Below are 21911 nucleotides of genomic sequence, written 5' to 3' on the forward strand. Positions count from 1 at the left end.
AATTAAATATTTTTAGATTGTTTAAGAAGCATCAAAAGTATAACTGGAATACCAATAACCGAAGTGATGATATTGATTGGGAACTGCGTCAACTCTGATAAAATTGAAAAACTTAACATAATAAAAATTCCCATTATCATGTTGAGAATCCATTGATGCCAAAGTTTTGATGGATTAAATAACAAACGACAAAAATGTGGCACGACAATTCCGACGAATAATATCGGTCCTAAAAACGCAGTAACAGACGCTGATAGTAGGGATGTGGCAATAATTATGAAATACTTTAAAGTCTCAAGATTAACACCAATACTTCGTGCATAAGAAGTTCCGAAAGCGCTTCCCATTAATGGTTTTATAGATTTGAAGCTGAAAAATAGTCCTATTAGTACGATTAAAAATAATATTAAAAGTTGCTCACGACTTACATTATTATTGGCACCAAATGACCACAGAATGTAGTTTTTGAGACTTTGACTTTCGACATAAAATTGCAAAATGCTGACAATTGCACCTGCCAAGGCAGATATTAAAAAACCAAAAATTATAATAAAAGACGCATTTTGAAAACGCTTTGAAAACAAAATCAAAACCAGCATTAATACCAAGCTTCCGCCAATTGCCGAGATGCTGATAAAACTATTTTGTAGGAAATCTGGCAAAATCCAAGATTGCGAAAAGAAGATGAAACATGCAACAGCCAAACTCGAAACCGAAGTGATTCCCAAAACGTCTGGCCCAGCCAAAGGATTTTTAAAATATTCTTGTAACAAAAAACCACTACTCGGAATCGAAATGCCTGCCAAAATCATCGCTAATACGCGATTAATTCTGATGTCGGCAATCGCAGCGTTGACAGAATTTTCATCAAAAAAATCTTGAAAACGTAATTGGATAAAACCGATATTCAGGTTGATAGCAACAGCGACAAGAATGCCGATGCCTAATGCAAAACCAAGAATTCGGAAGCTTTTAGCCATAGTTTATTTTGTCTGCCAAAAGTACAATTATTAAAAAGAAAAAAGACATCCAAGTGGATGTCTTTTTGATTATTTTTTGCCTGTAATCTTACTCTTTTCTTTCTGTTGGTCTAAGTTTGGAGCAAAATTAGCAGCCATCATTTTATCGATTTTGCTATTTATTTCCTCTTTTTGCATCGACCCCATATATTCGTCGACCATATTTCCGCGACGCATTAATGTGAAAGGAATTGCTTCGCCATTCCAAGTGTCAAAATTTTCTTTAAAAAATTCTGGTGTCAAATTGCTACCATCAAGCAATACGATATTATTGCGAAGTCCATATTCATCAGCGAAATCGCTAACCGAAGTTTTCCAATCCGATTTGTTATCAAGACTTACAAACGTGAATTTTACAGGTTGCCCTTTTAAAGCTTCCATTTTTTCTTTGAAATGTGGAATTTCTATCATACAAGGTTGGCACCAAGTTGCAAAAAAGTTGGTTACATATAAGGTATCGTTTGTTTTTGCAGCCAAAATATTTGGCATTTGTGCTGGCTGGAATTCTACTAAATCTTTATGGATAATTGCAGAATCTTCTTCTACTTTGGCACCGATTGTTGTTGAATCAGTTTCTTTATTTTTCTCTTCGAATTTTAGTTCTTTATCGTTTTTACATGCAATTAAAGACGCCCCCAAAACAAGGCTTAAGACTAATTTTCTCATTTATTTTATTTTGATTATTAAAAGCTTGAAATTGTTTTTACGAAATTATACTTTGATAATTTTTGATTAATTTTGAGGCTATGACAGAACAAATTTTTGCAGTTGGAAATCAACCTCAGTTTTATCGGTTAAAATTAGTTAAAAAAATAGACTTAACCAAAGATAGTTTCTTATTGGGTTTCGAAATTCCTCAAGAATTAAAATCTGTTTTCGCTTATAAATCAGGACAATACGTTGGCTTAAAGTTCAATATTAATGAATTAGAAAAAATTAACGATTACTCGATAACGACTGCTCCCGAGGAAGAAAACTTCGAAGTTGCTATTAAAATCAGTTCTCCAGAGAGTTCTGCAAATGCGATTTATCAAAACTATAATGTTGGTGACGAGATGTCTGTCAGTACGCCGCAAGGTCGTTTTTCTTTGATTTTGAAACCCGACGAAAAAAGAAGCATTCTTGCTTTTGCTGCAGGAATTGGAATTACGCCTATTTTTAGCCAAATCAAAAATCTTTTGCATCATGAACCTAGCACAAGGATTTTCTTATTTTATAGTAATAAAACTCAGCAAGATGTTATTTTTAAATCTGAGTTAGATAAATTAGAACAAGATTATTCTGACCGATTTTTTGTTCATTATTTTTTCTCGCGGGAGCGGATTAATAATTTGCTTTTCGAAGGCCGATTCGATGACAAAAAGGTTGGGCTTATTATCAATCAGATTTTGCATTTGGACGTAGAAGACGAGGAGTCAACGATTTGGGATGCAACCGATAAAGTCGTGATTTGTGGTCCGGGAGAAATGATAAAAAGCGTTGCCAATGCTTGTTATAATCGCGGAATTCCGAAGCGTGATATTCATTTTGAATTGTTTCAATCTTTTAACGAAGATATTTATCCGCAAGAAAAAGCTTTTCCTTTGGTTGAAAATATCAAGGTTAAAATTAAATACAATCATCTGATAGAGGAAGATATTATTCTTAAAAATAACAAGGGAAAAATTCTGCAACAATTGTTGGGACTGGGAATTAATGTTCCATATTCTTGTAAGTCTGGCGTTTGCGGTAGTTGTCTTTGCAAACTTAAAAATGGTGAAGTGGAAATGGAAGAGAATGAGTATCTTACGGATAGAGAACTTGCAGAATCCAAGATTTTGCCTTGTTCGGCAATTGCGATGAGTCAAGATTTATTTTTGGATTTTGATATTATTGATTAATAGTTTTTAGTCTGTTTTTAAAAAATTATAGTTAAATTCACTGTCTCAAAAATATAGTTAGCGAACCAGTTTGTATGTGGAAGTTTATAAAATCTTTTTTCAAGACCATCTTTGTCAGCCTTGAATTGATTTTTTTGCTAATGCTTTTAGCGAATTTCTGGGTTTTCGCTTTGACAAGTGGTAGGACTTATACCAAAATTAGTAAAGTTCCGCCTCGCGAATGTGCTTTGGTTTTGGGAACTTCTCCCAAAATGAAATCGGGCTTTGCCAATCCTTATTTTACTGCAAGAATGGCTGCTGTCGGCACCTTGTATCATCATGGAAAAATCAAAAAAATTATCGTGAGTGGCGAAAAATCAAAGAATTATGATGAGCCTGCTGCGATGAAGAAATTCCTTGTTTATACAGAAGGTGTTCCTGCAAATATTATTATAGAAGATCCTAAAGGTTTTAACACGCACAAAAGCATTATGCGTTGTAAGGACGTCTACAAGGAGAAAAATGTCATCATCGTGTCTCAAGGTTTTCATAATCTTCGTGCTTTGTTTTTTGCAAGAAATAATAATATGAATGCTTTAGGTTTTGACGCTCAAGATGTTACGAAGAATGAAAGTTACTACCGAAATCATACTCGAGAATTTTTGGCAAGAACTTTAGCGGTTTTCTATTATATATTAGGAATCTCGCCAACAGAAGATTAGTTATTTTACTTTTTATACATATAAAATTCAAAAAATATATTTCATGTGATTTCTATTGTGCTGAATGTTATTTTTAAATTAAATTTGTAAAAAATCAAAGTATGCTTGTAATTGGTATTGCCGGAGGAACGGGCTCTGGAAAAACCACTGTTGTTAACAAAATTCTTCAACAGCTTAATGTAGAAGGTGTTAACGTTCTCTCGCAGGACAATTATTATCACGATAACCCACATCTGACGTTGGCGGAGCGCGAAGCGCTCAACTACGATCATCCAAAGTCTATCGATTTCGAATTGTTGACGCAACATGTTAAAGCCTTAAAAAATAATCAACCAATAGAGCAGCCTGTTTATTCGTTTGTTACACATTCGAGAACTGGAGATCATGTTTTGGTTGAACCCAAAAATGTATTAATTGTTGAAGGAATTCTAGTTTTAACAAACAAAGAATTGCTTAAAGAATACGACCTTAAAGTCTTTGTACACACAGATTCTGATGAAAGATTGATCCGAAGAATTCGCCGTGATACACAAGAGCGTGGAAGAGACTTGCAAGAAGTGCTTCACCGTTACCAAACGACGCTTAAGCCGATGCACCAAGAGTTTATCGAACCATCAAAAAATGAAGCCGATCTTATTGTTCCGAATATGAAAAACAATACGGTGGCTATTGATTTTTTAACTACAGTTATTAACAATTCATTGAAAAAATAATGAAAGAGCTAATCAAAGATATCAAGAAAAAATCACCGATTCTTAAGTTTGTGACCAGTTATATTTTTAACAAATATACCATCACTTTGGTGGCTTTTTTTGCATGGATGATATTCTTTGACAACACCTCTTTTTTAGTTGTTAATGAGCTAAATGGTGATATTACAAAATACGAACACCAATTGGCTTATTACAAAGCCGAATACGAGAAAAACGATGCTTTCTACAAAAAACTAATGAATAATAAAGACGAGAAAGAAAAATATGCTCGCGAAAATTATTTCATGAAAAAGCCTAATGAAGAAATCTTTATTCTCGTTGCCGATAGTACAAAAATTGATAAAAAGTAAAAATGGAATTTCCAAAAGTTAGTCTTCAAGATTGGGAACAATTGGTGAAAAAGCAATTGAAAACCGATGATATTGATTCAATTTTAATTAAAGAAAATCTTGAAAATATTGTTGTTAAAGCTTATTACAACAACAATACGCCAAAAGCTGAAAAGCTTCCAAGAATTGAAGAAAGTACACATCTTGTTGCGAAATACAACGACTTTTTGGAAGAAGATGCTTATGCTTTTTTAATCGATAAAGATGTTAAAGTTGCTGAGAAAACGCTGTTTTTTACGAATCCAGAATTAGCGAATCTTGCAACGGTAGAGACCAATCAATATGTTAGTTTGGTTGATGTTTTTTCTAAAGATGCCAATATTGATGAAGCTTTAGCACAATCATTACTTAATAATAATTTCAAAAGAAATATCGGTGTAGATGTTTCGGTTTATCAAAATGCTGGTGCTTCGTTGGTTCAGCAATTGGCGATTGCATTAGCAAAAGCTAAAGATTTGGTGGAGAAGTTTGGATCGGAAATTTTAGAAAAACTGAGTTTCAGATTTGCAATTGGACACCAATATTTTTTAGAAATTGCGAAGATTAGAGCTTTTAAATATTTGTTCAATCAGCTTTCTAAAGAATATGGATTGAATTTGTTTCCCTACATTTTTGCTGAGACAAGTTTTAGAAATAAAGCCAACAACGACGAAGAAAATAATTTGATTCGTTCGACGCTAGAATTGTCTGCAGCTATGATTGGTGGTGCTGATGCTGTTTTCGCCAACGATTTCAAAATTAAAAATCAAACCAAACTTTCCGAAGAATTGTCTTTTAAACAGATGATTGTTTTGGCTTACGAAAGTATCATCAATGTTTTTGAAGATGCAACGTCTGGAAGTTATATGATCGAAGATGTGACGCGTCAGTTGTCAGAGCAAGCTTGGACTTTGTTTTTGGATTTCGAAAACAAAGGTGGATTTGCAGAAAATATCAAAAATGGAGCAATTCAAAAAATGATTTTTGAGCAAGCAACTAAAGAACAAACTTGGGTAGAAGAGGGCAAAATCAAATTGATTGGTGTTAATCTTTATCCAAAATTGGAGCTTACAAAACAAGTTTCTGATCTTTACAACGATAACGAAATAAAAGCTGTTCGTTGGGCAGAAATGTTTGAGTAGTTTTTTTTAATCGTCAATTTGAGTGATTTTTCGAATGCTAAATGAGAAAAATTGTATCGAAAATAGATTAAAAAAAATTAAAGTTCTCGATACTTTTCCTTGCAGGAAAAACTCGAACTGACGTCGTTTCAGATATTTTAAAAATGGAAAAACTTCTAAGTACAGAAATTCAAAATTATATTAATGCAAATCTCGACGCAGATTTGCATTCTTTGTTATTGAAAAAATCGCCTTTTGATGGCGTTTCCATGCCGGAAATTGTGCAACAGATTAAAGGTCGAAAAGTTGCCGAAAAGAAATTTCCGTTTTTGAAGAAAGACAACATTATATTTCCTCCAAATCTCAATCTAGAACAAGCTTCGTCAGAAGTTACCGCCGTTTATAAAGCTGAATTTTTAAAAGGTGAAAACTTCCTCGATTTGACTTGCGGTTTTGGGATTGACGCTTATTTTCTTTCAAAAAATTTCGAGGAAATTGATTTGGTCGAGCAGAATCCAGAACTTATCAAAATTGTTGAACACAACTGGAACATCCTTGGCAGAAAAGCGAATTTCCACAATCTTGATTTAGAAGATTTTTTAAGTCAAAACAAAAAGCATTTTGATGTCATTTATCTCGATCCAGCACGCCGTGATCAAAATTTTAAAAAGAAATTTTTGCTTGAAGATTTATCACCCAACATTTTAGAAATTCAAAATAAATTATTAGAAATTGGCGATAAAGTTATTATTAAATTGTCGCCGTTGATTGATATTAGTTATTTGGTGTCGGAGGTTAAGCATCTTTCCAAAATCGAAATTATTGCTTGGCGAAATGATGTTAAGGAATTGGTTTTGACTTTAGAAAAGAATTCTAATTCAGGGAATCCATTGATTTCTTGTGTTAATTTGGAAAGTCAAGATTCTAATTTTGAATTTTATTTTGAAGATGAAAAGTCGATAAAAGCTGACTTTGGCGAAGTCGAAGATTATCTTTATATACCTAATAATGCCGTTCTAAAGTCGGGTGGATTTAATAGTGTTTCGAAATTATTTAAACTGAAGAAATTACATCCAAATACGCATCTTTACACGTCTTCGGAATTGTTAAATGCTTTCTCGGGAAGAATTTTAAAAGTAGAAAATATTGATCCTAAGAAGTTAATTAAAAACGAAAAGTTTAATATCATTTCTAAAAATCATCCATTGACGCCAGACGAGATTAAAAAGAAATACAAAATAAAAGACGGCGGACAAGATTATTTAGTTTTTACACAAAGTCAAAAAGCCAAATTAGTCCTCCGAAGTTTGGAGCTTGTTTAAATATTATTGCGATTTTTTTTTAACATTAAGGAATTAAGATTTAACAGAAATGCGCTTAAAAACCTTTAAAAAAATCGATTTATTGATTTCTTAACTAAATAAACAAATCGATTTATTAAATTTCTTAATGTTTAATTAAGAATAAACTTCGTTTATTTTGATTAAACAAATTAGACTTAAGAATTTTGAAAAGGCTCTTAGATTAAAAACAATTATCAAGAATCGGAATAAATTTCTGATATTTATTTTGTTGTACGAGCGAGTTTTAGTAATTTTGAGCTTTAAAATTTTAAGAATGAAAAAATCTCTTTTATTATTGGCTTCAGCTTTATTTGTAGTATCATGTAGTTTACCAGAAGGAGGTAACAAAGGTCGTCTTAAGAAAACTGACGATGTTGTTAGATACGATGATCCTAACGCACCACATGGAACTTACGAAGCAAAAGCAGACACAACAAAAGCTGCTCCAGTACAGACTGCGGTTGCTGCGCCTGTTGAAGCTGCAAAAGTTGATAGCGTTAAAGTTAAGTAATAATAGATTCTCACAATATATAATGTCTTACTCAGGTGAGACATTTTTTATATCATTTAATTCCAAATAGTTTTAGATATGAACGAAACTCAAAATTATATTCAGGAAAACAAACAACGTTTTTTAGACGAATTGTTTGATGTATTAAGAATTGCGTCAATTAGTGCTGACCCAGCTTACAAAGACGAAGTTCTGAAATGTGCTGACACTGTTGCTGATCACTTGAAGAAAGCTGGTGCTGACAATGTGGAAGTTATCAAAACGAAAGGTTATCCAGTTGCTTATGGCGAAAAGATGATTGATCCAGCTTTGCCAACGGTTTTGGTGTACGGACATTACGATGTTCAGCCAGCTGATCCATTAGAATTGTGGACAAGCGATCCTTTCGAGCCGGTTGTTAAGAAAACAGAATTACATCCAGAAGGTGCAATTTTCGCACGTGGTTCTGCGGATGATAAAGGACAATTCTTCATGCATGTTAAAGCTTTCGAAGCGATGATGAAGACAAATTCTTTACCTTGTAATGTTAAATTTATCATCGAAGGTGAAGAAGAAGTTGGTTCTGCAAGTTTAGCTGATTTCTTAGAAGAAAATAAAGAAAAACTAAAATGTGATGTTATCCTAATTTCGGATACGCATATTTATTCGGTTGAGCAGCCAACTGTTACAACAGGACTTAGAGGTCTTAGTTATGTAGAAGTAGAAGTGGAAGGTCCTAACAGAGATTTACACTCTGGACTTTATGGAGGAGCAGTTCCGAATCCAATTAATGTTTTGGCTAAAATGATTGGTGATCTTATCGACGATAAAGGACACATAACAATTGATGGTTTCTACGATAATGTATTGGTAGTTTCTGACGAAGATCGTAAAGAAATGAACAAACTAAAGGATGATCCAGAAAGCTACAAAAAATCAATTGGACTAAACGATATCCAAGGTGAAGAAGGCTATACAACTTTGGAAAGAGCTTCTATCCGCCCAACATTAGATGTTAATGGTATTTGGGGAGGTTATACTGGCGAAGGTGCGAAAACAGTTATCGCTTCTAAAGCTTTTGCTAAAATCTCTATGCGTTTGGTTCCGAATCAAACACCTGAAGAAATTACAGAGAAGTTCACAAAATATTTTGAGAAGATCGCTCCTAAAAGTGTTAAGGTTAAAGTTACGCCGCACCACGGTGGAATGCCTTATGTTTTGGAAAGCGACACTAAAGAATTCCAAGCAGCTAAAAAAGCAATGGAACAAGCTTTCGGTAGAGAAGTTCTTCCTTATAGAAGTGGCGGAAGTATTCCGATTACCTCTTTATTCGAAAAAGTATTGGGTGCAAAATCAGTTTTAATGGGCTTCGGTCTGGACACTGACGCCATCCATTCGCCAAACGAACATTACGGATTGTACAATTACTACAAAGGTATTGAGAGTATTCCTTACTTCTTTGAGTATTATACAAAAGGTTAAAATGTATTAAAAGACAATTCGAAAGGATTGTCTTTTTTTATTTTTGTAAAACTAAAGAATCAATATGTCAGAAAATAAAGTGGCCTATATAACAGGTGGAACAAAAGGTGTAGGTTTTGGGATTGCAGAAGTCTTGTTGGAGAATGGTTTCCGAATCGCTTTCTCGGGGCGTAAAGCAGAAGATGTAGAAAAAGCTTCAAAACAATTGGACGCCTCTGGTGAACGTGTTTTAGGAATTGTTTCCGATGTTAAAAAATTTGAAGATGAGCAAAAAGCGATTTCGAAAGTTGTGGAGAAATTCGGAAGATTAGATTTGGTGATTGCTAATGCAGGTTTGGGACATTTTGCTTCCATTGAAGATTTGAGTGTCGATGATTGGCAAGATATGATTGATACCAATTTGACAGGTGTTTTTTATACTTTAAAATCGAGCATTGAAGCTTTAAAGAAAACCGAAGGTTACTTTATTTCAATCGCGAGTTTGGCAGGCGAATACTTTTTTGAAAAGGGAAGTGGCTACAATGCTTCTAAGTTTGGTGTTGTTGGTTTTACCCAAGCTGCAATGTTGGATCTTAGAAAGTATAATATTAAATGTTCTGTCATTTTGCCAGGATCGATTAATACTTATTTTAATAATTCGGAACCGTCAGAAGAAGAGTCTTGGAAAATACAACCACGAGATATTGGCGATTTGGTGCTGAATATGGTGAAAATGGATCCTCGCGTTTTACCTGCGAAAGTTGAACTTCGAGCATCACAAGTCAAAAAATAATGAGAGGAAATAAGATTTCGGATTTAGAAATGATTTTTGGGAATTATGATTCTTGTCAAAACTTTGGATTTGTTTTAAAATTTAATTCAAAACTTTTTGAAGAATCTTATGATATTGCTCGGAATCAATTGTTCGGCGATTCTTATTCATAAAATAACAAAATATTATGCGTGCATAGTATTATTTAGTATATTTACAAAGCTTAATTTCAAAAAAATTATCCAAATGAAAATATTAGTTTGCATCAGCAGTGTGCCTGATACGACAAGTAAAATTAACTTTACCGCAGACAAATCTGCGTTCGACAAAAACGGAATCCAATGGGTAATTAATCCTTTGGACGAATTTGCTTTAACAAAAGCTATAAAATTACAAGAAAGCCAAGGTGCTACAGTTACTGTGGTTAACGTTGGTGATGCTGCAACAGAACCTGTTATCAGAAAAGCATTAGCTATCGGAGCAAATGATGCGATCAGAATTAACATGGAAGCTAAAGACAGCTATTCTACAGCTAAAGAAATTGCGAAAGTTGCAAAAGATGGCGCTTATGATTTAATTATCGCTGGTAAAGAATCTATCGATTATAACGGTGGAGCAGTACCAGGGATGTTAGCTCAATTGCTAGAGCAACCTTTCGTTAACGCTTGTGTTGGTCTAGAAGTTAGTGGTCCAGAAGCTAACGCTGTTAGAGAAATTGAAGGTGGTAAAGAGACTATCTCTGTTAAGTTACCTGCAGTTATCGCTGGTCAAAAAGGTATGGTTGAGGAGAAAGACCTTATCATCCCGAACATGAGAGGTATTATGTCTGCAAGAACGAAGCCTTTACAAGTTGTAGAGCCTTCAGCGGTTGAAGTAAAAGTAGAAGCTACAGCTTTTGATAGCGTACCTGCTAGAGCAGCTGTTAAATTGGTTTCTCCTGACAACTTAGACGAATTGGTAAGATTGCTTCACGAAGAAGCTAAAGTTATCTAATTAGGATTTGAAATTGAAGATTTGAAATTTGAAATTTTGCAGTCTTAATCTCAAAAATCGAATGTCAAATCTCAAATAAATCATTTAAAATTTATAATCCAAAATTTAAAATTTAAGAAAATGGCAATATTCGTATATGCAGAAAATATAAATGGCGTTTACAAGAAAGCAGCTTTCGAAGCAGTTTCTTACGCTAGAGCAATTGCTACACAAGCTGGTGATACAGTTACAGCAATCGCTATCAACCCAACAGATTCTTCAGATTTATTATTCAAATATGGTGCAGAAGAAGTAATCCATATCGTAGATGGAGGTCTTAAGTCTTTTGGCGCAAAAGCTTATGCACAAGCAATTGCAGAAGTATTCACAGGAGATATCATCGTATTCCCACATACAACAGATGCTTCATCAATCGCGCCAATGCTATCTATTATCAAAGGATCTTCTTTAATTACCAATGTAATTGCAGCCCCAGATTCACTTTCTCCTTTCGAAGTGAAGAGAAAAGCTTTCTCAGGAAAAGGTTATATGCATGCAAAAGCAGACGCGAAAAATGTAATCCTTACAGTATCTCAAAATGCTTTCGGTGTTAAAGAGAATCAAACTGAAGGTAGAGAAATCATCAAAGAACTTAGCATCGCAAACGAAGATACAAAAGTGGTTAGCCACGAGCAATCTTCTGGTAAGCTAGACCTTAAAGAAGCCGAAATCGTTGTTTCTGCAGGTCGTGGTCTTAAAGGTCCAGAAAACTGGGGAATGATCGAAGATTTGGCAAACGTACTAGGTGCTGCAACAGCGTCATCTAAGCCAGTTGCTGACATCGGTTGGAGACCTCATTCTGAGCACGTGGGACAGACTGGTAAAGCGATTTCGCCTAACTTATACATCGCAATTGGTATTTCTGGAGCAATCCAACACCTTGCGGGCGTTAACGGTTCCAAAACAATTGTTGTTATCAACAACGATCCAGAAGCGCCGTTCTTCAAGTCTGCAGATTATGGTGTAGTTGGTGACGCATTCCAAGTTGTACCTGCTTTAACAGAAAAATTAAAAGCCTTCAAATCTTAACCGATTTTTAGACTCGATATAAAGCCTGAGAATCTTCTCGGGCTTTTTTATTTGGGCGCCATTTCCGCCTTCCGTTCCCACTCTTTTTTTGCCAACCCTTTTAGGCCAAGCAAAAAAAAGGAGTTCCACTCAAGTCGGGGCGCAACAGGGGATAATTAGGAAATGCCAAATTCACAAAATTTAGGATTTTTCAAGCATAGACAATTACAAATCAATTAATTATACTTGTTAGAAAAACAAAGCCTTGAATACCTAAAAAACTTTATATTTGCTAGATGGATTATAAAAGACTTATCATCAGAGGAATTTCCTATAGCCAGACACAATCTGGTGCTTATGCATTACTTTTGGAACATGAAGAGACAGGTGTCAAGTTGCCTGTGGTTATTGGTAATTTCGAAGCACAATCCATATCTCTTGGTTTAGAAAAAGACATACAACCTCCTAGACCATTAACCCATGATTTGTTTACAAGCTTTGTAAAGTCTACGCAGTACAAGCTTGGTTCTGTTGTCATCTATCAAATTTTAGATGGCGTTTTCTTCTCGAATTTGGTGTTTATTAATAACATTTCGGACGAAGAGTTAATCTTGGATGCGCGTACATCAGACGCTGTTGCGATGGCTGTACGATTTGATGCACCAATTTTCACAACCGAGCAAGTCCTTAGCGAAGCAGGTATTCTTTTAGAAATTAGCGAACCCGAAGAATTTTCTGCGGAAGTGCAAGAAGAAAAAGAAGAACAAACCGAAACCAATAATCTATCCAGTTTGTCATCACAAGACTTATCACAACTCTTGGACGATGCTGTTAAAGAAGAAGATTTTGACACCGCTTTAAAGATTCAAGAAGAAATCAAAAAGCGTAACCGAAAAATTGAATAATTCTATTTACTTTCAACTACTATGAACATAAAATTACGTTTAACCATCATGAACTTTTTAGAGTTCGCTGTGTGGGGTGCTTACCTGACCTCAATGGGGAATTATCTTGGTTCTGTCGGTTTAGGTCCTAAAATAGGACTTTTTTACGCTATGCAAGGGATTGTTTCAATCTTTATGCCTGCGATTATGGGGATTATTGCTGACCGTTGGATTCCTGTTCAAAAATTATTAGGGATTAATCACCTCTTGGCAGCAATCTTCATCATCAGTGCCGGATATTACGGACAATCAGCAGGTGCTAATGTTGATTTTACAACGATTTTTACCTTGTATTCTTTAAGTGTTGCCTTTTTTATGCCGACAATTGCATTGTCGAATTCCACGGCTTACACCATTCTGAAACAAAATAATCTCAATACGATTAAGGCTTTCCCACCGATTAGAACATTCGGTACTGTTGGTTTTATCGTTGCAATGCTTTTTGTGAATTTCTTCGGTGTCGAAAACGGAAGCTACACTTTCAATTTCTCGGGAGACCCTAGTTTCAAAAGTTTTCAGTCAGACTACAATCAGTTTTATGTTTCTGGAGTTTTAGGAATTTTGTTATTCTTATATAGTTTCACACTACCGAATTGCGCTGTCGACAAATCCGTTGAAAAGAAATCGATGAGTGATGCATTAGGTTTAAAAGCTTTCTCATTATTCAAGGATAAGAAAATGGCAATTTTCTTTATTTTCTCAATGTTATTGGGCGTTTCGTTGCAAATTACAAATGGATATGCAAATCCATTTATTACAACATTTAAAGAAATCCCAGAATACGCAAATACTTGGGGAGCACACAATGCAAATGCTTTGATATCTTTATCACAAGTTTCTGAAACGCTTTGTATTCTTTTGATTCCATTTTTCCTAAGAAGATTTGGTATCAAAACAGTAATGCTAATGGCAATGACAGCTTGGGTTTTACGTTTTGGCTTGTTTGGTCTAGGGAATCCAGGATCGGGCGTTTGGATGTTTGTTATTTCGATGATTGTGTACGGTATTGCATTTGACTTTTTCAATGTATCAGGTTCACTTTATGTTGATAATGAAACCAACAAAGAAATTCGTTCGTCTGCACAAGGTGTATTTATGATGATGACCAATGGTTTTGGTGCAACAATAGGTATGCTTGGTGCTCAAGAAATTGTAAATCATTTTGTGTTTAGCAAAACAGATCTTTTAGAACAATTGGATGGTTGGAAAACATCGTGGTACATCTTTGCATCTTATGCGTTGGTAGTAACAGTGTTGTTTGCTTTGATTTTTAAACACAAGCACAAACCAGAAGATACAAGTAATATTTCTCATTAAGAGAGAATATTTAACTTATATAAAACTCCGAATGTCATTGGCTTCGGAGTTTTTTTATTGTAAATTTGAATTTAAACTTTTATAGAAATGAGTACAATTTTAGAACAAATAAAAAACGGAGAAACGAATTTCGATTTTAATAATGTTATCGCTGATATTGACAAACATTATGATTTCTTTCCAACCAAATTTACCAACGGTGACCAAATTAATATAGCCAATCAAAATAATGGTTCGTGCAAGATTTTTTATTTTGCCAAAATGAATAATCTTAATAAAGAGCAGACTTTAGATTTGTTTGGAGATTACTATAAAAAAGAAGTATTACAAGATCCAGAGGGCAATGACCATCAAAATATTCGCAACTTTATGAAGTATGGTTGGGATGATGTGAAATTCGATGGTGAAGCTTTAGTCGAAAAATAAAGAAAAGTAAATTGGCTTAAATCTTGTTTCTAATGTCTTAAATATTAACATTATGAAATCGAGATTACTTAGAACACTTCTGACTATTTTGGCACCAATCGTGATTGATTATGTTGTTAAAAAAGTTACCAAGAAGAAAACGCAACCGACCGATAAAGAGTTGCAACAATCTTAACATAAAAAAAGCTATTCGAAATCCGAATAGCTTTTTTGTTATGTTTAAGTTTGGTTTAGAATTTCCAACCCAATGTAAATACCAAATTGTTCATTTGATTTTTAACTTTCGAAACTGCATAAGCAGGAGAGTTAACATCAAAGTTATTACTGTAATAGCCTGTACCATTAGCTGCTGATCCATATAGGAATGGATTGTTATATTCCGAAGATACATTTTGATAAGCAGCATCTATATAAAATGCTTTGAAATCATAACCTAGACCAACTCCCAATGTATTTCTTTTAGAAAGCATAAGGTTAGAGTAGTTGCTATCTTGCATTGCACCTGCATCATTATAACTCAACAACATCATATTGTTAAACGGATTGTTCGCAAAGGCATAACCAGCTCTTAGACGGAAACCTTCGTAACGGTATTCTGCACCCAATCTAACTTCGGATGAGTTATTATAATTTTGGTTATAAAAAGCATTTAAGTCTGTATTAACTGCACTTGTTGTTGTGTATTTTGGCTTGCTAAGTCCTTGGATATAATCCACGTTGAAAGCAAAATTTTTGCTTGGTACAAAAGCAGCACTCAAAGTCGCTTTAAATGGCGTTCTCAAATCTCTAGATTCCGAAAAATCTGACGAATTAATGTAACCATCATTAGCCGTACCATATTCTCTGAAAACGCGATCGATATTCCACCAAGTTGGTGTTTCGATTGCAGCGCCCAAACGGAATTGATTACTAATTTTACCAATAATACCAAAATTAGCTGAGAAACCTTTTGCTTGTTCTAGATATGGCGTGTATTGTTTTTCAAAAGAGTCGGTCACATTGTTCGCATCCAAATGAAAGAACGAATAATCATCCTGAGAATAACTAATATTACTCATATTAACACCAGCTCCTAGATAGATTTTGTTATCATAGTTGGCACCAATTGTAAAATTAGTTTTGTCTGACCTACCATCTCTATTGTAGACATGACCTTGATAAGATAGATTACCAACTAAAGGATTGTTGTTAGCATCGATCAAATCTTTCTGAATAACAATATTGCTATTACCAGGTGTGCCAATTGCTTCATTCAAAAATGATGAATTGTAGCTTACACCGACATTAACAAATTTCCATTTAGAATTAAGATTGCTCAAGTCAAATGAAATAATAGCCGATGCGTTTCCTAAGTCTGTTTTATTAGTGGTGTTCGATGCCGATTTGCCAGCAATTGTACTTGTATTTTTGTTAGAGAAAGTCGAAAGACTCAAACTAAGGTCACTCGCAATATTAACACCTAAACCAGCTGGGTTGGTACTAACACTCGATATATCTCCTCCAAGTGCACCCATCGATCCAGCCATACCAACATATTTTGCAGTTCCATTGATGCTGTTGTTGTTATAGACATCAGTCGTATTTCTAATTTCTGATATATCTTGCGCTTGTAGATAGAAAGCAGCAGGTAAAGTCAGTATCAGTAATGTTCTTTTTAACATATTAAAGTTCTTTGTATAAAGACTATTTTTTTGAATTTATAATTTTAAATAGATTAACGGCCACCAGATCTCATGCCGCCTCCGCCACCAGAGCGCATTCCTCCGCCAGTGCTGCCACCCATACTGCCTCCGCCAGATCGCATACCACCTCCAGAGTTGAATCCACCACTGTTAGAGCTACCACTACGGAAACCACCAGAGTTTTGCATAGGACTAGTATTTCTCATACCACCGTCATTTCTCATGCCTCCACTATTTTGGAATCCTCCATTGTTAGAGCGAATGCTACCAGTATTGTTACCTTGATTTTGATAGCCTTGTGGATTTCTGAAACCTCCAGTATTATTTGGATTTCTACTTCCTCCGTTATTATTAATCATTCCTTGGTTACGGCTACCTCCATTAGAGTTTCTGATTCCAGAATTGTCATAGTTGCTAATATTTCTAGCACTAGTTTCTCTTAACATTCCAGATAATCGATTACCATTGGTGTTTCTTGTTCCTCTTGGTACATAGTAAGATGATCCATAATATGGATAATATCCGCCACCATACCCGTAATAAGAGTAAGGAGAGTAGTAGTTGCCCCAATAGCCACCATATCCGTATCCATAACCCCAATAAGGATTATAGAAACTATTATAGTACCAAGGGCTTCCCCAACCCCAGTTAAATCCTACGTTCCAACCGAATCCCCAGTTAGATCCGTAGTAAGGAGCACCCCAACCATAATAGCTAGGTCCCCATCCCCAATTGTTATTGGTTATGTAAGTGTCAGTTCCTGTATAATTTCCCCAATCAGAATCATAAGTACCATATCTTCCATTACTAAGTTGTTGATTTTTCATATTTTGTTCAACAAGACCAGTGTCAGAAGAACTGTAATCATAATATTGATCAACTTGGTTACCATAGTTTCCAGAATATCCTTGTGGAAGGCTATCTCTATTAGGGTCATAATATACACCATCAGTTTCGGAATAGCCTCCAGTGTACACAACACAAGAAGTTAGCAAGAAGCTGCTGGAAATCATTATTAAGGCTTTTGACTTAATAAGATTAAAAATGTTATAATTGTTAAAAGTTTTCATTTTCAACAGAGTATTAAGTTTATTATATTTGCATTTCTTTATACCAATTTTGTACCAAAAAGTACGATAAATAGGACAGTAAAATTACTGTTTTTATTTTAGATTAGGAAAATAAAGAAAAGTTAAAAGAAATATTTAAAAAATTATGGCAAAGTTAACAACAAGGGCAGAAGACTACAGCAAATGGTACAACGAATTGGTTGTAAAAGCTGACTTAGCAGAAAACTCTGGCGTGCGTGGCTGTATGGTTATCAAGCCTTACGGATACGCTATCTGGGAAAAAATGCGCGACGAGATGGATCGCAAATTCAAAGAAACAGGACACGTTAATGCTTATTTCCCCTTGTTTGTCCCGAAAAGCTTGTTCGAAGCTGAAGAAAAAAACGCAGAAGGTTTTGCCAAAGAATGTGCAGTTGTAACGCATTATCGTCTTAAAAATGATCCAGACAATCCAGGAAAACTAATCGTAGATCCGAATGCTAAATTGGAAGAAGAGCTTATTGTTCGCCCAACTTCGGAAGCAATTATTTGGAACACTTATAAAAGTTGGATTCAATCTTATAGAGATTTACCAATCCTTATCAACCAATGGGCTAATGTTGTACGTTGGGAGATGAGAACACGTCTTTTCTTAAGAACAGCAGAATTCCTTTGGCAGGAAGGACATACGGCGCATGCAACAGAAACTGAAGCGGTAGAAGAAGCAACTAAAATGAATGCTGTGTATGCTGATTTCGCAGAAAACTTCATGGCGATTCCAGTTATCCAAGGGGTTAAAACGCCATCGGAACGTTTTGCTGGAGCTGTAGAAACTTACTGTATTGAAGCATTAATGCAAGACGGAAAAGCATTACAAGCAGGAACGTCTCACTTTTTAGGACAGAATTTCGCTAAAGCTTTTGATGTTAAATTTACCAATAAAGAAGGGAAAATTGAACATGCTTGGGCAACATCTTGGGGAACTTCAACAAGATTAATGGGTGCTTTAATTATGACGCATTCGGATGATTTTGGTTTGGTATTACCTCCGAGTTTAGCACCAATCCAAGTTGTTATTGTTCCTATTTTTAAAGGAGAAGAACAGTTGGAAGCTATCAGTAAAGTTGCTTTGGATATTCAAGATAAACTAAAAGCAAAAGGTATCTCTGTTAAATTTGATAATGATACGCAAAACAAACCAGGTTGGAAATTTGCTGAATATGAATTAAAAGGTGTACCTGTAAGAGTTGCAATTGGTCCAAAAGATTTAGAAAACGGAACAGTAGAAATTGCGCGTAGAGATAATTTAACAAAAGAAGTACAAGCTATTGACAATGTCGATGTCTATATTGAAACTTTGTTGAAAACGATTCAGGAAGATATTTATAACAAAGCAAAAACATACAGAGATTCTCATATTACAAAAGTAGATTCTTATGAAGAATTTAAAAAAGTCTTAGAAGAGAAAGGTGGTTTTGTTGCTGCACACTGGGACGGAACTGAAGAAGAAGAAGCTCAAATTAAAGAAGAAACCAAAGCAACCATTAGATGTATTCCTTTAGAAAACGAAATGGAAGAGGGAGTGTCTTTAATTACGGGTAAAGCATCAAAACAACGTGTTCTATTTGCGAAAGCATATTAAAATTGATGATATTTTGAGAAAAAGTTAATTTTTGGTGTGGATTTTGATTACATTAGTACTATCAAAAAAATAAACACTTATGGCAATTAACTTAATCGATCTTATCAAGGGTCAACTTACCCCTGAAATTGTATCACAAGTATCAACACATTTAGGTGAAAACAATTCGAATGTGTCCAATGCAATCAGCGCATTTTTACCTGCAATTGTAGGTGGTATGGCTAATAATTCGGGAGATGGAGGTATTTTCAACAGTTTGAAAAGTCTTGCATCTTCCGATTTTGTTTCACAGATGACCAGTGGTTCTGACAGTGTTGCTGCAACCATTAAGTCAGTCATTTCAACAATCTTTGGTAGCAAGACAGATACTGTTGTTAATACAGTTTCTAATTTTGCAGGTGTAAGTCCAGCTTCAGGTCATCAACTATTAGACTTGGTTGGAGGTAGTACTTTTGGTTTTTTAGGTAAGTATATTTCTGATAACAACCTTGACCATAATGCATTTACAAATCTATTAAATGATCAAAAAGGAATCGTTTCTAGTTTGTTACCAGCAGGTCTTAGTTTAGCAGGTTTAGGTCTTGGAGGTGCAGCAGCTGCGGCAAGCACAGCTACGCCAACAGTAGAAGTTCCGAAGCCAGTTGTTAATACAGAAACTGAGTATGTTGAATCTGGTGCACATGTAACAAGAAGTGGCGATGTGCATACACCGACTTCTAAACCAACACCAACACCACCTCCATCAAATAATAATGATAATGGTGGCGGAGGTTCAATCCTTAAGTGGTTACTTCCATTATTACTTTTGTTATTGGTAGGTTTCTTCTTATGGAAACAATGTGGCAAAAAAGCAGATACAGCACCAACAGGTACATCGGATAGTGCTTCTGTCCATACTGATACAGTAAGTACGGCGAGTCCGAGTGATACTGCGAAGGCTGCAACTGTGCCAGCACAAAGAGAAAGTGTTGTTGTGACATTGCCAAGCGGTAAAACACTTAACGCTTACAAAGGTGGTATCGAAGATCAAATTGTAACTTTCTTAAAATCTGATGAGTACAAAAATGATACTGAAGCGCAACTTAAAGACAAATGGTTTAATTTCGATAACTTAAACTTCGAATTTAATTCGACTAAGTTGACACCAGAATCTCAAGTTCAGTTAGATAATTTGAAAGCGATTCTTAAAGAATTCCCAGATGCTAACATCAAAGTAGGTGCTTACACTGACAAAAAAGGTGACGAAGCTGCTAACCTTAAACTTTCTCAAGAGCGTGCTTTAGCTGTTAAAACAGCTCTAGGTACACCGCAAGTTAAAGAAGCTGCTGGTTACGGTTCGCAATTCGCAACAGTTCCTGCAACTGCTTCTGACAAAGAAAGAGAAGCTGACAGAAAAACAGCGATTCGTTTCGTAAAATAATATAGATCCATATTTTAAAGAAAGCTGCTCAATTGAGCAGCTTTTTTTTGTGGTAATGAATTAATTATGTAATTTTGTTAGATTATTCTAACAAAACATTTTGAATGTTCAAAAAATCTAAAGAAGCTTGGCGAAGAGAAAAACACCAACATTCTCTTCAAGAAGTTTATTCAACAATAAAAGTTCCGAAAGACGCAGGCTTTTGGCGCAAGCTCTTTGCCTTTACTGGACCAGGATTAATGATTGCAGTAGGCTATATGGATCCAGGAAACTGGGCAACCGATATCGAAGGAGGTGCAAAATTTGGTTATACGCTTTTGTCTGTCATTTTGATATCAAACCTTTTCGCAATTGTTTTGCAACACTTGTCACTTAAGTTAGGTATTGTTGCAGAACGAGATTTGGCGCAAGCTTGTCGTGATCATTACAAACCTGGTGTCAATTTTATGCTCTGGATTTTGTGCGAAATTGCTATTGCTGCCTGTGATCTAGCAGAAGTTATTGGTACCGCTATTGCGCTTAATTTATTATTTGGGATTCCTTTGACTTGGGGAGTTGCGATTACAGTTGTGGATGTATTCTTGATCTTATTTTTGCAGTCCAAAGGCTTCAGAATTATCGAGAGTATTGTTGGTGGATTAATATTTATAATTCTGGGTTGTTTCGTTTACGAACTTATTGTCAGCAAACCCGAACTTTTCCCAGTGTTGCAAGGTCTCGTTCCTCAAAAAGAAATTGTGATGGATCGACACATGTTGTATATCGCGATAGGTATTTTGGGTGCTACGGTGATGCCACATAATTTGTATTTGCATAGTAGTATTATCCAAACGCGCGATTACGAACGTACTACCGAAGGGAAAAAAGAAGCGATTAAATTCGCGACTATTGATAGTAGTTTTTCATTAATGTTGGCATTTTTTATTAATGCTTCTATTTTAATTCTTTCGGCAGCGGCTTTCCATACTTCTGGCAATCACGATGTTGCTGATATTACCGATGCTTACAAACTTTTAACACCACTTTTAGGAACAACTTTAGCGAGTATTTTCTTTGGTGTTGCCTTGTTGGCATCTGGTCAAAACTCAACATTAACAGGAACTTTGGCTGGTCAAATTGTTATGGAAGGTTTCCTTAATATTAAATTAAAACCTTGGGTGCGACGCCTTATTACAAGACTTATCGCTGTAGTGCCAGCGATGATTGTTGCTATACTTTATGGTGAAAGAGGCGCTGCCAAATTGCTTGTATTTAGCCAAATTATTTTATCCATGCAGTTAAGTTTTGCTGTAATTCCGTTGGTTCAGTTTACAAATTCTAAATTGAAAATGGGCGTTTTTGCTAACAAGTCTTGGCTAAAAGTTTTGGTAATTATCATCAGTGCGATTATCCTTTGTCTTAACTTATATCTTCTTTATTTAACGATAGAAGAACTTTAGGCTCTTAAAAAAAAACGCAAGTTAGTGTAAGAGAAGTTTGTATTTTTCTTTAGGAAAATTTAGGATTTTTATAAGATTTGAAAA

Annotated in this window: 23 protein-coding genes; 19 read left to right on the top strand and 4 right to left on the bottom strand. The window is 35.1% G+C overall.

What is annotated here, in order from left to right:
- Window positions 1-2: 2 nt before the first annotated feature.
- Window positions 3-980, bottom strand: coding sequence for an iron ABC transporter permease (locus tag Q1V95_RS04095; RefSeq protein WP_300670580.1), 978 nt, complete (start codon window positions 978-980; stop codon window positions 3-5).
- A gap of 69 nt (window positions 981-1049) precedes the next feature.
- On the bottom strand, window positions 1050-1685 hold the full coding sequence (locus tag Q1V95_RS04100) for a TlpA disulfide reductase family protein (protein ID WP_300670583.1): 636 nt from the start codon (window positions 1683-1685) through the stop codon (window positions 1050-1052).
- A gap of 80 nt (window positions 1686-1765) precedes the next feature.
- Here Q1V95_RS04100 and Q1V95_RS04105 point away from each other — a divergent pair, with 80 nt between their 5' ends.
- From Q1V95_RS04105 to Q1V95_RS04180, 16 genes are all read left to right on the top strand, one after another.
- Window positions 1766-2899 carry a ferredoxin--NADP reductase gene (locus tag Q1V95_RS04105; protein ID WP_300670586.1) on the top strand — a complete coding sequence of 378 codons (1134 nt, stop codon included), beginning with the start codon at window positions 1766-1768 and terminating at the stop codon, window positions 2897-2899.
- 140 nt (window positions 2900-3039) lie between these two features.
- Window positions 3040-3600 carry an ElyC/SanA/YdcF family protein gene (locus Q1V95_RS04110; protein WP_300670761.1) on the top strand — a complete coding sequence of 187 codons (561 nt, stop codon included), beginning with the start codon at window positions 3040-3042 and terminating at the stop codon, window positions 3598-3600.
- A gap of 101 nt (window positions 3601-3701) precedes the next feature.
- Entirely contained in the window at window positions 3702-4313 is a 612-nt protein-coding gene (gene udk / locus Q1V95_RS04115; protein WP_300670588.1) for a uridine kinase, read from the top strand.
- A complete protein-coding gene (locus Q1V95_RS04120) occupies window positions 4313-4663 on the top strand; it encodes a septum formation initiator family protein (RefSeq protein WP_300670591.1) in 351 nt (116 codons plus the stop codon). Before udk ends, Q1V95_RS04120 begins: the two co-directional genes overlap by 1 nt.
- A 2-nt stretch (window positions 4664-4665) precedes the next feature.
- A complete protein-coding gene (locus tag Q1V95_RS04125) occupies window positions 4666-5823 on the top strand; it encodes a methylmalonyl-CoA mutase family protein (protein ID WP_300670593.1) in 1158 nt (385 codons plus the stop codon).
- 143 nt (window positions 5824-5966) lie between these two features.
- Window positions 5967-7124 (top strand): class I SAM-dependent methyltransferase, encoded by a 1158-nt coding sequence (locus Q1V95_RS04130; RefSeq protein ID WP_300670596.1) that lies wholly within the window; start codon window positions 5967-5969, stop codon window positions 7122-7124.
- Window positions 7125-7419: 295 nt separating this feature from the next.
- Complete coding sequence (locus Q1V95_RS04135; protein ID WP_300670599.1) at window positions 7420-7656, top strand: hypothetical protein; 237 nt, start codon at window positions 7420-7422, stop codon at window positions 7654-7656.
- Window positions 7657-7734: 78 nt separating this feature from the next.
- On the top strand, window positions 7735-9117 hold the full coding sequence (locus tag Q1V95_RS04140; RefSeq protein ID WP_300670602.1) for a dipeptidase: 1383 nt from the start codon (window positions 7735-7737) through the stop codon (window positions 9115-9117).
- A 64-nt stretch (window positions 9118-9181) separates the two neighbouring features.
- Complete coding sequence (locus Q1V95_RS04145) at window positions 9182-9889, top strand: SDR family oxidoreductase (protein WP_300670604.1); 708 nt, start codon at window positions 9182-9184, stop codon at window positions 9887-9889.
- A complete protein-coding gene (locus Q1V95_RS04150; protein WP_300670607.1) occupies window positions 9889-10041 on the top strand; it encodes a hypothetical protein in 153 nt (50 codons plus the stop codon). The genes Q1V95_RS04145 and Q1V95_RS04150 overlap by 1 nt, the downstream gene beginning before the upstream one ends.
- A 73-nt stretch (window positions 10042-10114) precedes the next feature.
- Entirely contained in the window at window positions 10115-10861 is a 747-nt protein-coding gene (locus Q1V95_RS04155; RefSeq protein ID WP_300670610.1) for an electron transfer flavoprotein subunit beta/FixA family protein, read from the top strand.
- Between the two features lie 120 nt (window positions 10862-10981).
- Window positions 10982-11929, top strand: a complete 948-nt coding sequence (locus tag Q1V95_RS04160) for an electron transfer flavoprotein subunit alpha/FixB family protein (RefSeq protein ID WP_300670613.1) — start codon at window positions 10982-10984, stop codon at window positions 11927-11929.
- A gap of 275 nt (window positions 11930-12204) precedes the next feature.
- On the top strand, window positions 12205-12813 hold the full coding sequence (locus Q1V95_RS04165; RefSeq protein WP_300670615.1) for a bifunctional nuclease family protein: 609 nt from the start codon (window positions 12205-12207) through the stop codon (window positions 12811-12813).
- Window positions 12814-12834: 21 nt separating this feature from the next.
- Window positions 12835-14169 carry an MFS transporter gene (locus Q1V95_RS04170; protein WP_300670618.1) on the top strand — a complete coding sequence of 445 codons (1335 nt, stop codon included), beginning with the start codon at window positions 12835-12837 and terminating at the stop codon, window positions 14167-14169.
- Window positions 14170-14256: 87 nt separating this feature from the next.
- Window positions 14257-14595 carry a HopJ type III effector protein gene (locus tag Q1V95_RS04175; protein WP_300670620.1) on the top strand — a complete coding sequence of 113 codons (339 nt, stop codon included), beginning with the start codon at window positions 14257-14259 and terminating at the stop codon, window positions 14593-14595.
- A 52-nt stretch (window positions 14596-14647) separates the two neighbouring features.
- The gene (locus tag Q1V95_RS04180; RefSeq protein ID WP_300670622.1) at window positions 14648-14770 is read left to right on the top strand and encodes a hypothetical protein; all 123 of its coding nucleotides are present in this window, start codon (window positions 14648-14650) and stop codon (window positions 14768-14770) included.
- Between the two features lie 55 nt (window positions 14771-14825).
- On the opposite strand, the gene Q1V95_RS04185 is transcribed toward Q1V95_RS04180, so the two are convergent.
- Both Q1V95_RS04185 and Q1V95_RS04190 read right to left on the bottom strand, forming a co-directional pair.
- On the bottom strand, window positions 14826-16256 hold the full coding sequence (locus tag Q1V95_RS04185; protein WP_300670625.1) for a hemin receptor: 1431 nt from the start codon (window positions 16254-16256) through the stop codon (window positions 14826-14828).
- A 53-nt stretch (window positions 16257-16309) separates the two neighbouring features.
- The gene (locus Q1V95_RS04190; protein ID WP_300670629.1) at window positions 16310-17347 is read right to left on the bottom strand and encodes a prolyl-tRNA synthetase; all 1038 of its coding nucleotides are present in this window, start codon (window positions 17345-17347) and stop codon (window positions 16310-16312) included.
- 145 nt (window positions 17348-17492) lie between these two features.
- On the opposite strand from Q1V95_RS04190, the gene proS reads away from it, so the two are divergent.
- The 3 genes from proS (at window position 17493) to Q1V95_RS04205 (ending at window position 21827) form a co-directional block, all read left to right on the top strand.
- A complete protein-coding gene (proS, locus tag Q1V95_RS04195; protein WP_300670637.1) occupies window positions 17493-18968 on the top strand; it encodes a proline--tRNA ligase in 1476 nt (491 codons plus the stop codon).
- 79 nt (window positions 18969-19047) lie between these two features.
- Window positions 19048-20388 (top strand): OmpA family protein, encoded by a 1341-nt coding sequence (locus Q1V95_RS04200; RefSeq protein WP_300670640.1) that lies wholly within the window; start codon window positions 19048-19050, stop codon window positions 20386-20388.
- 104 nt (window positions 20389-20492) lie between these two features.
- Window positions 20493-21827 carry an Nramp family divalent metal transporter gene (locus Q1V95_RS04205; RefSeq protein ID WP_300670643.1) on the top strand — a complete coding sequence of 445 codons (1335 nt, stop codon included), beginning with the start codon at window positions 20493-20495 and terminating at the stop codon, window positions 21825-21827.
- Window positions 21828-21911 lie beyond the last annotated feature (84 nt).

This window comes from Soonwooa sp. (assembly GCF_030151385.1).
Taxonomy (GTDB): Bacteria; Bacteroidota; Bacteroidia; order Flavobacteriales; family Weeksellaceae; genus Soonwooa.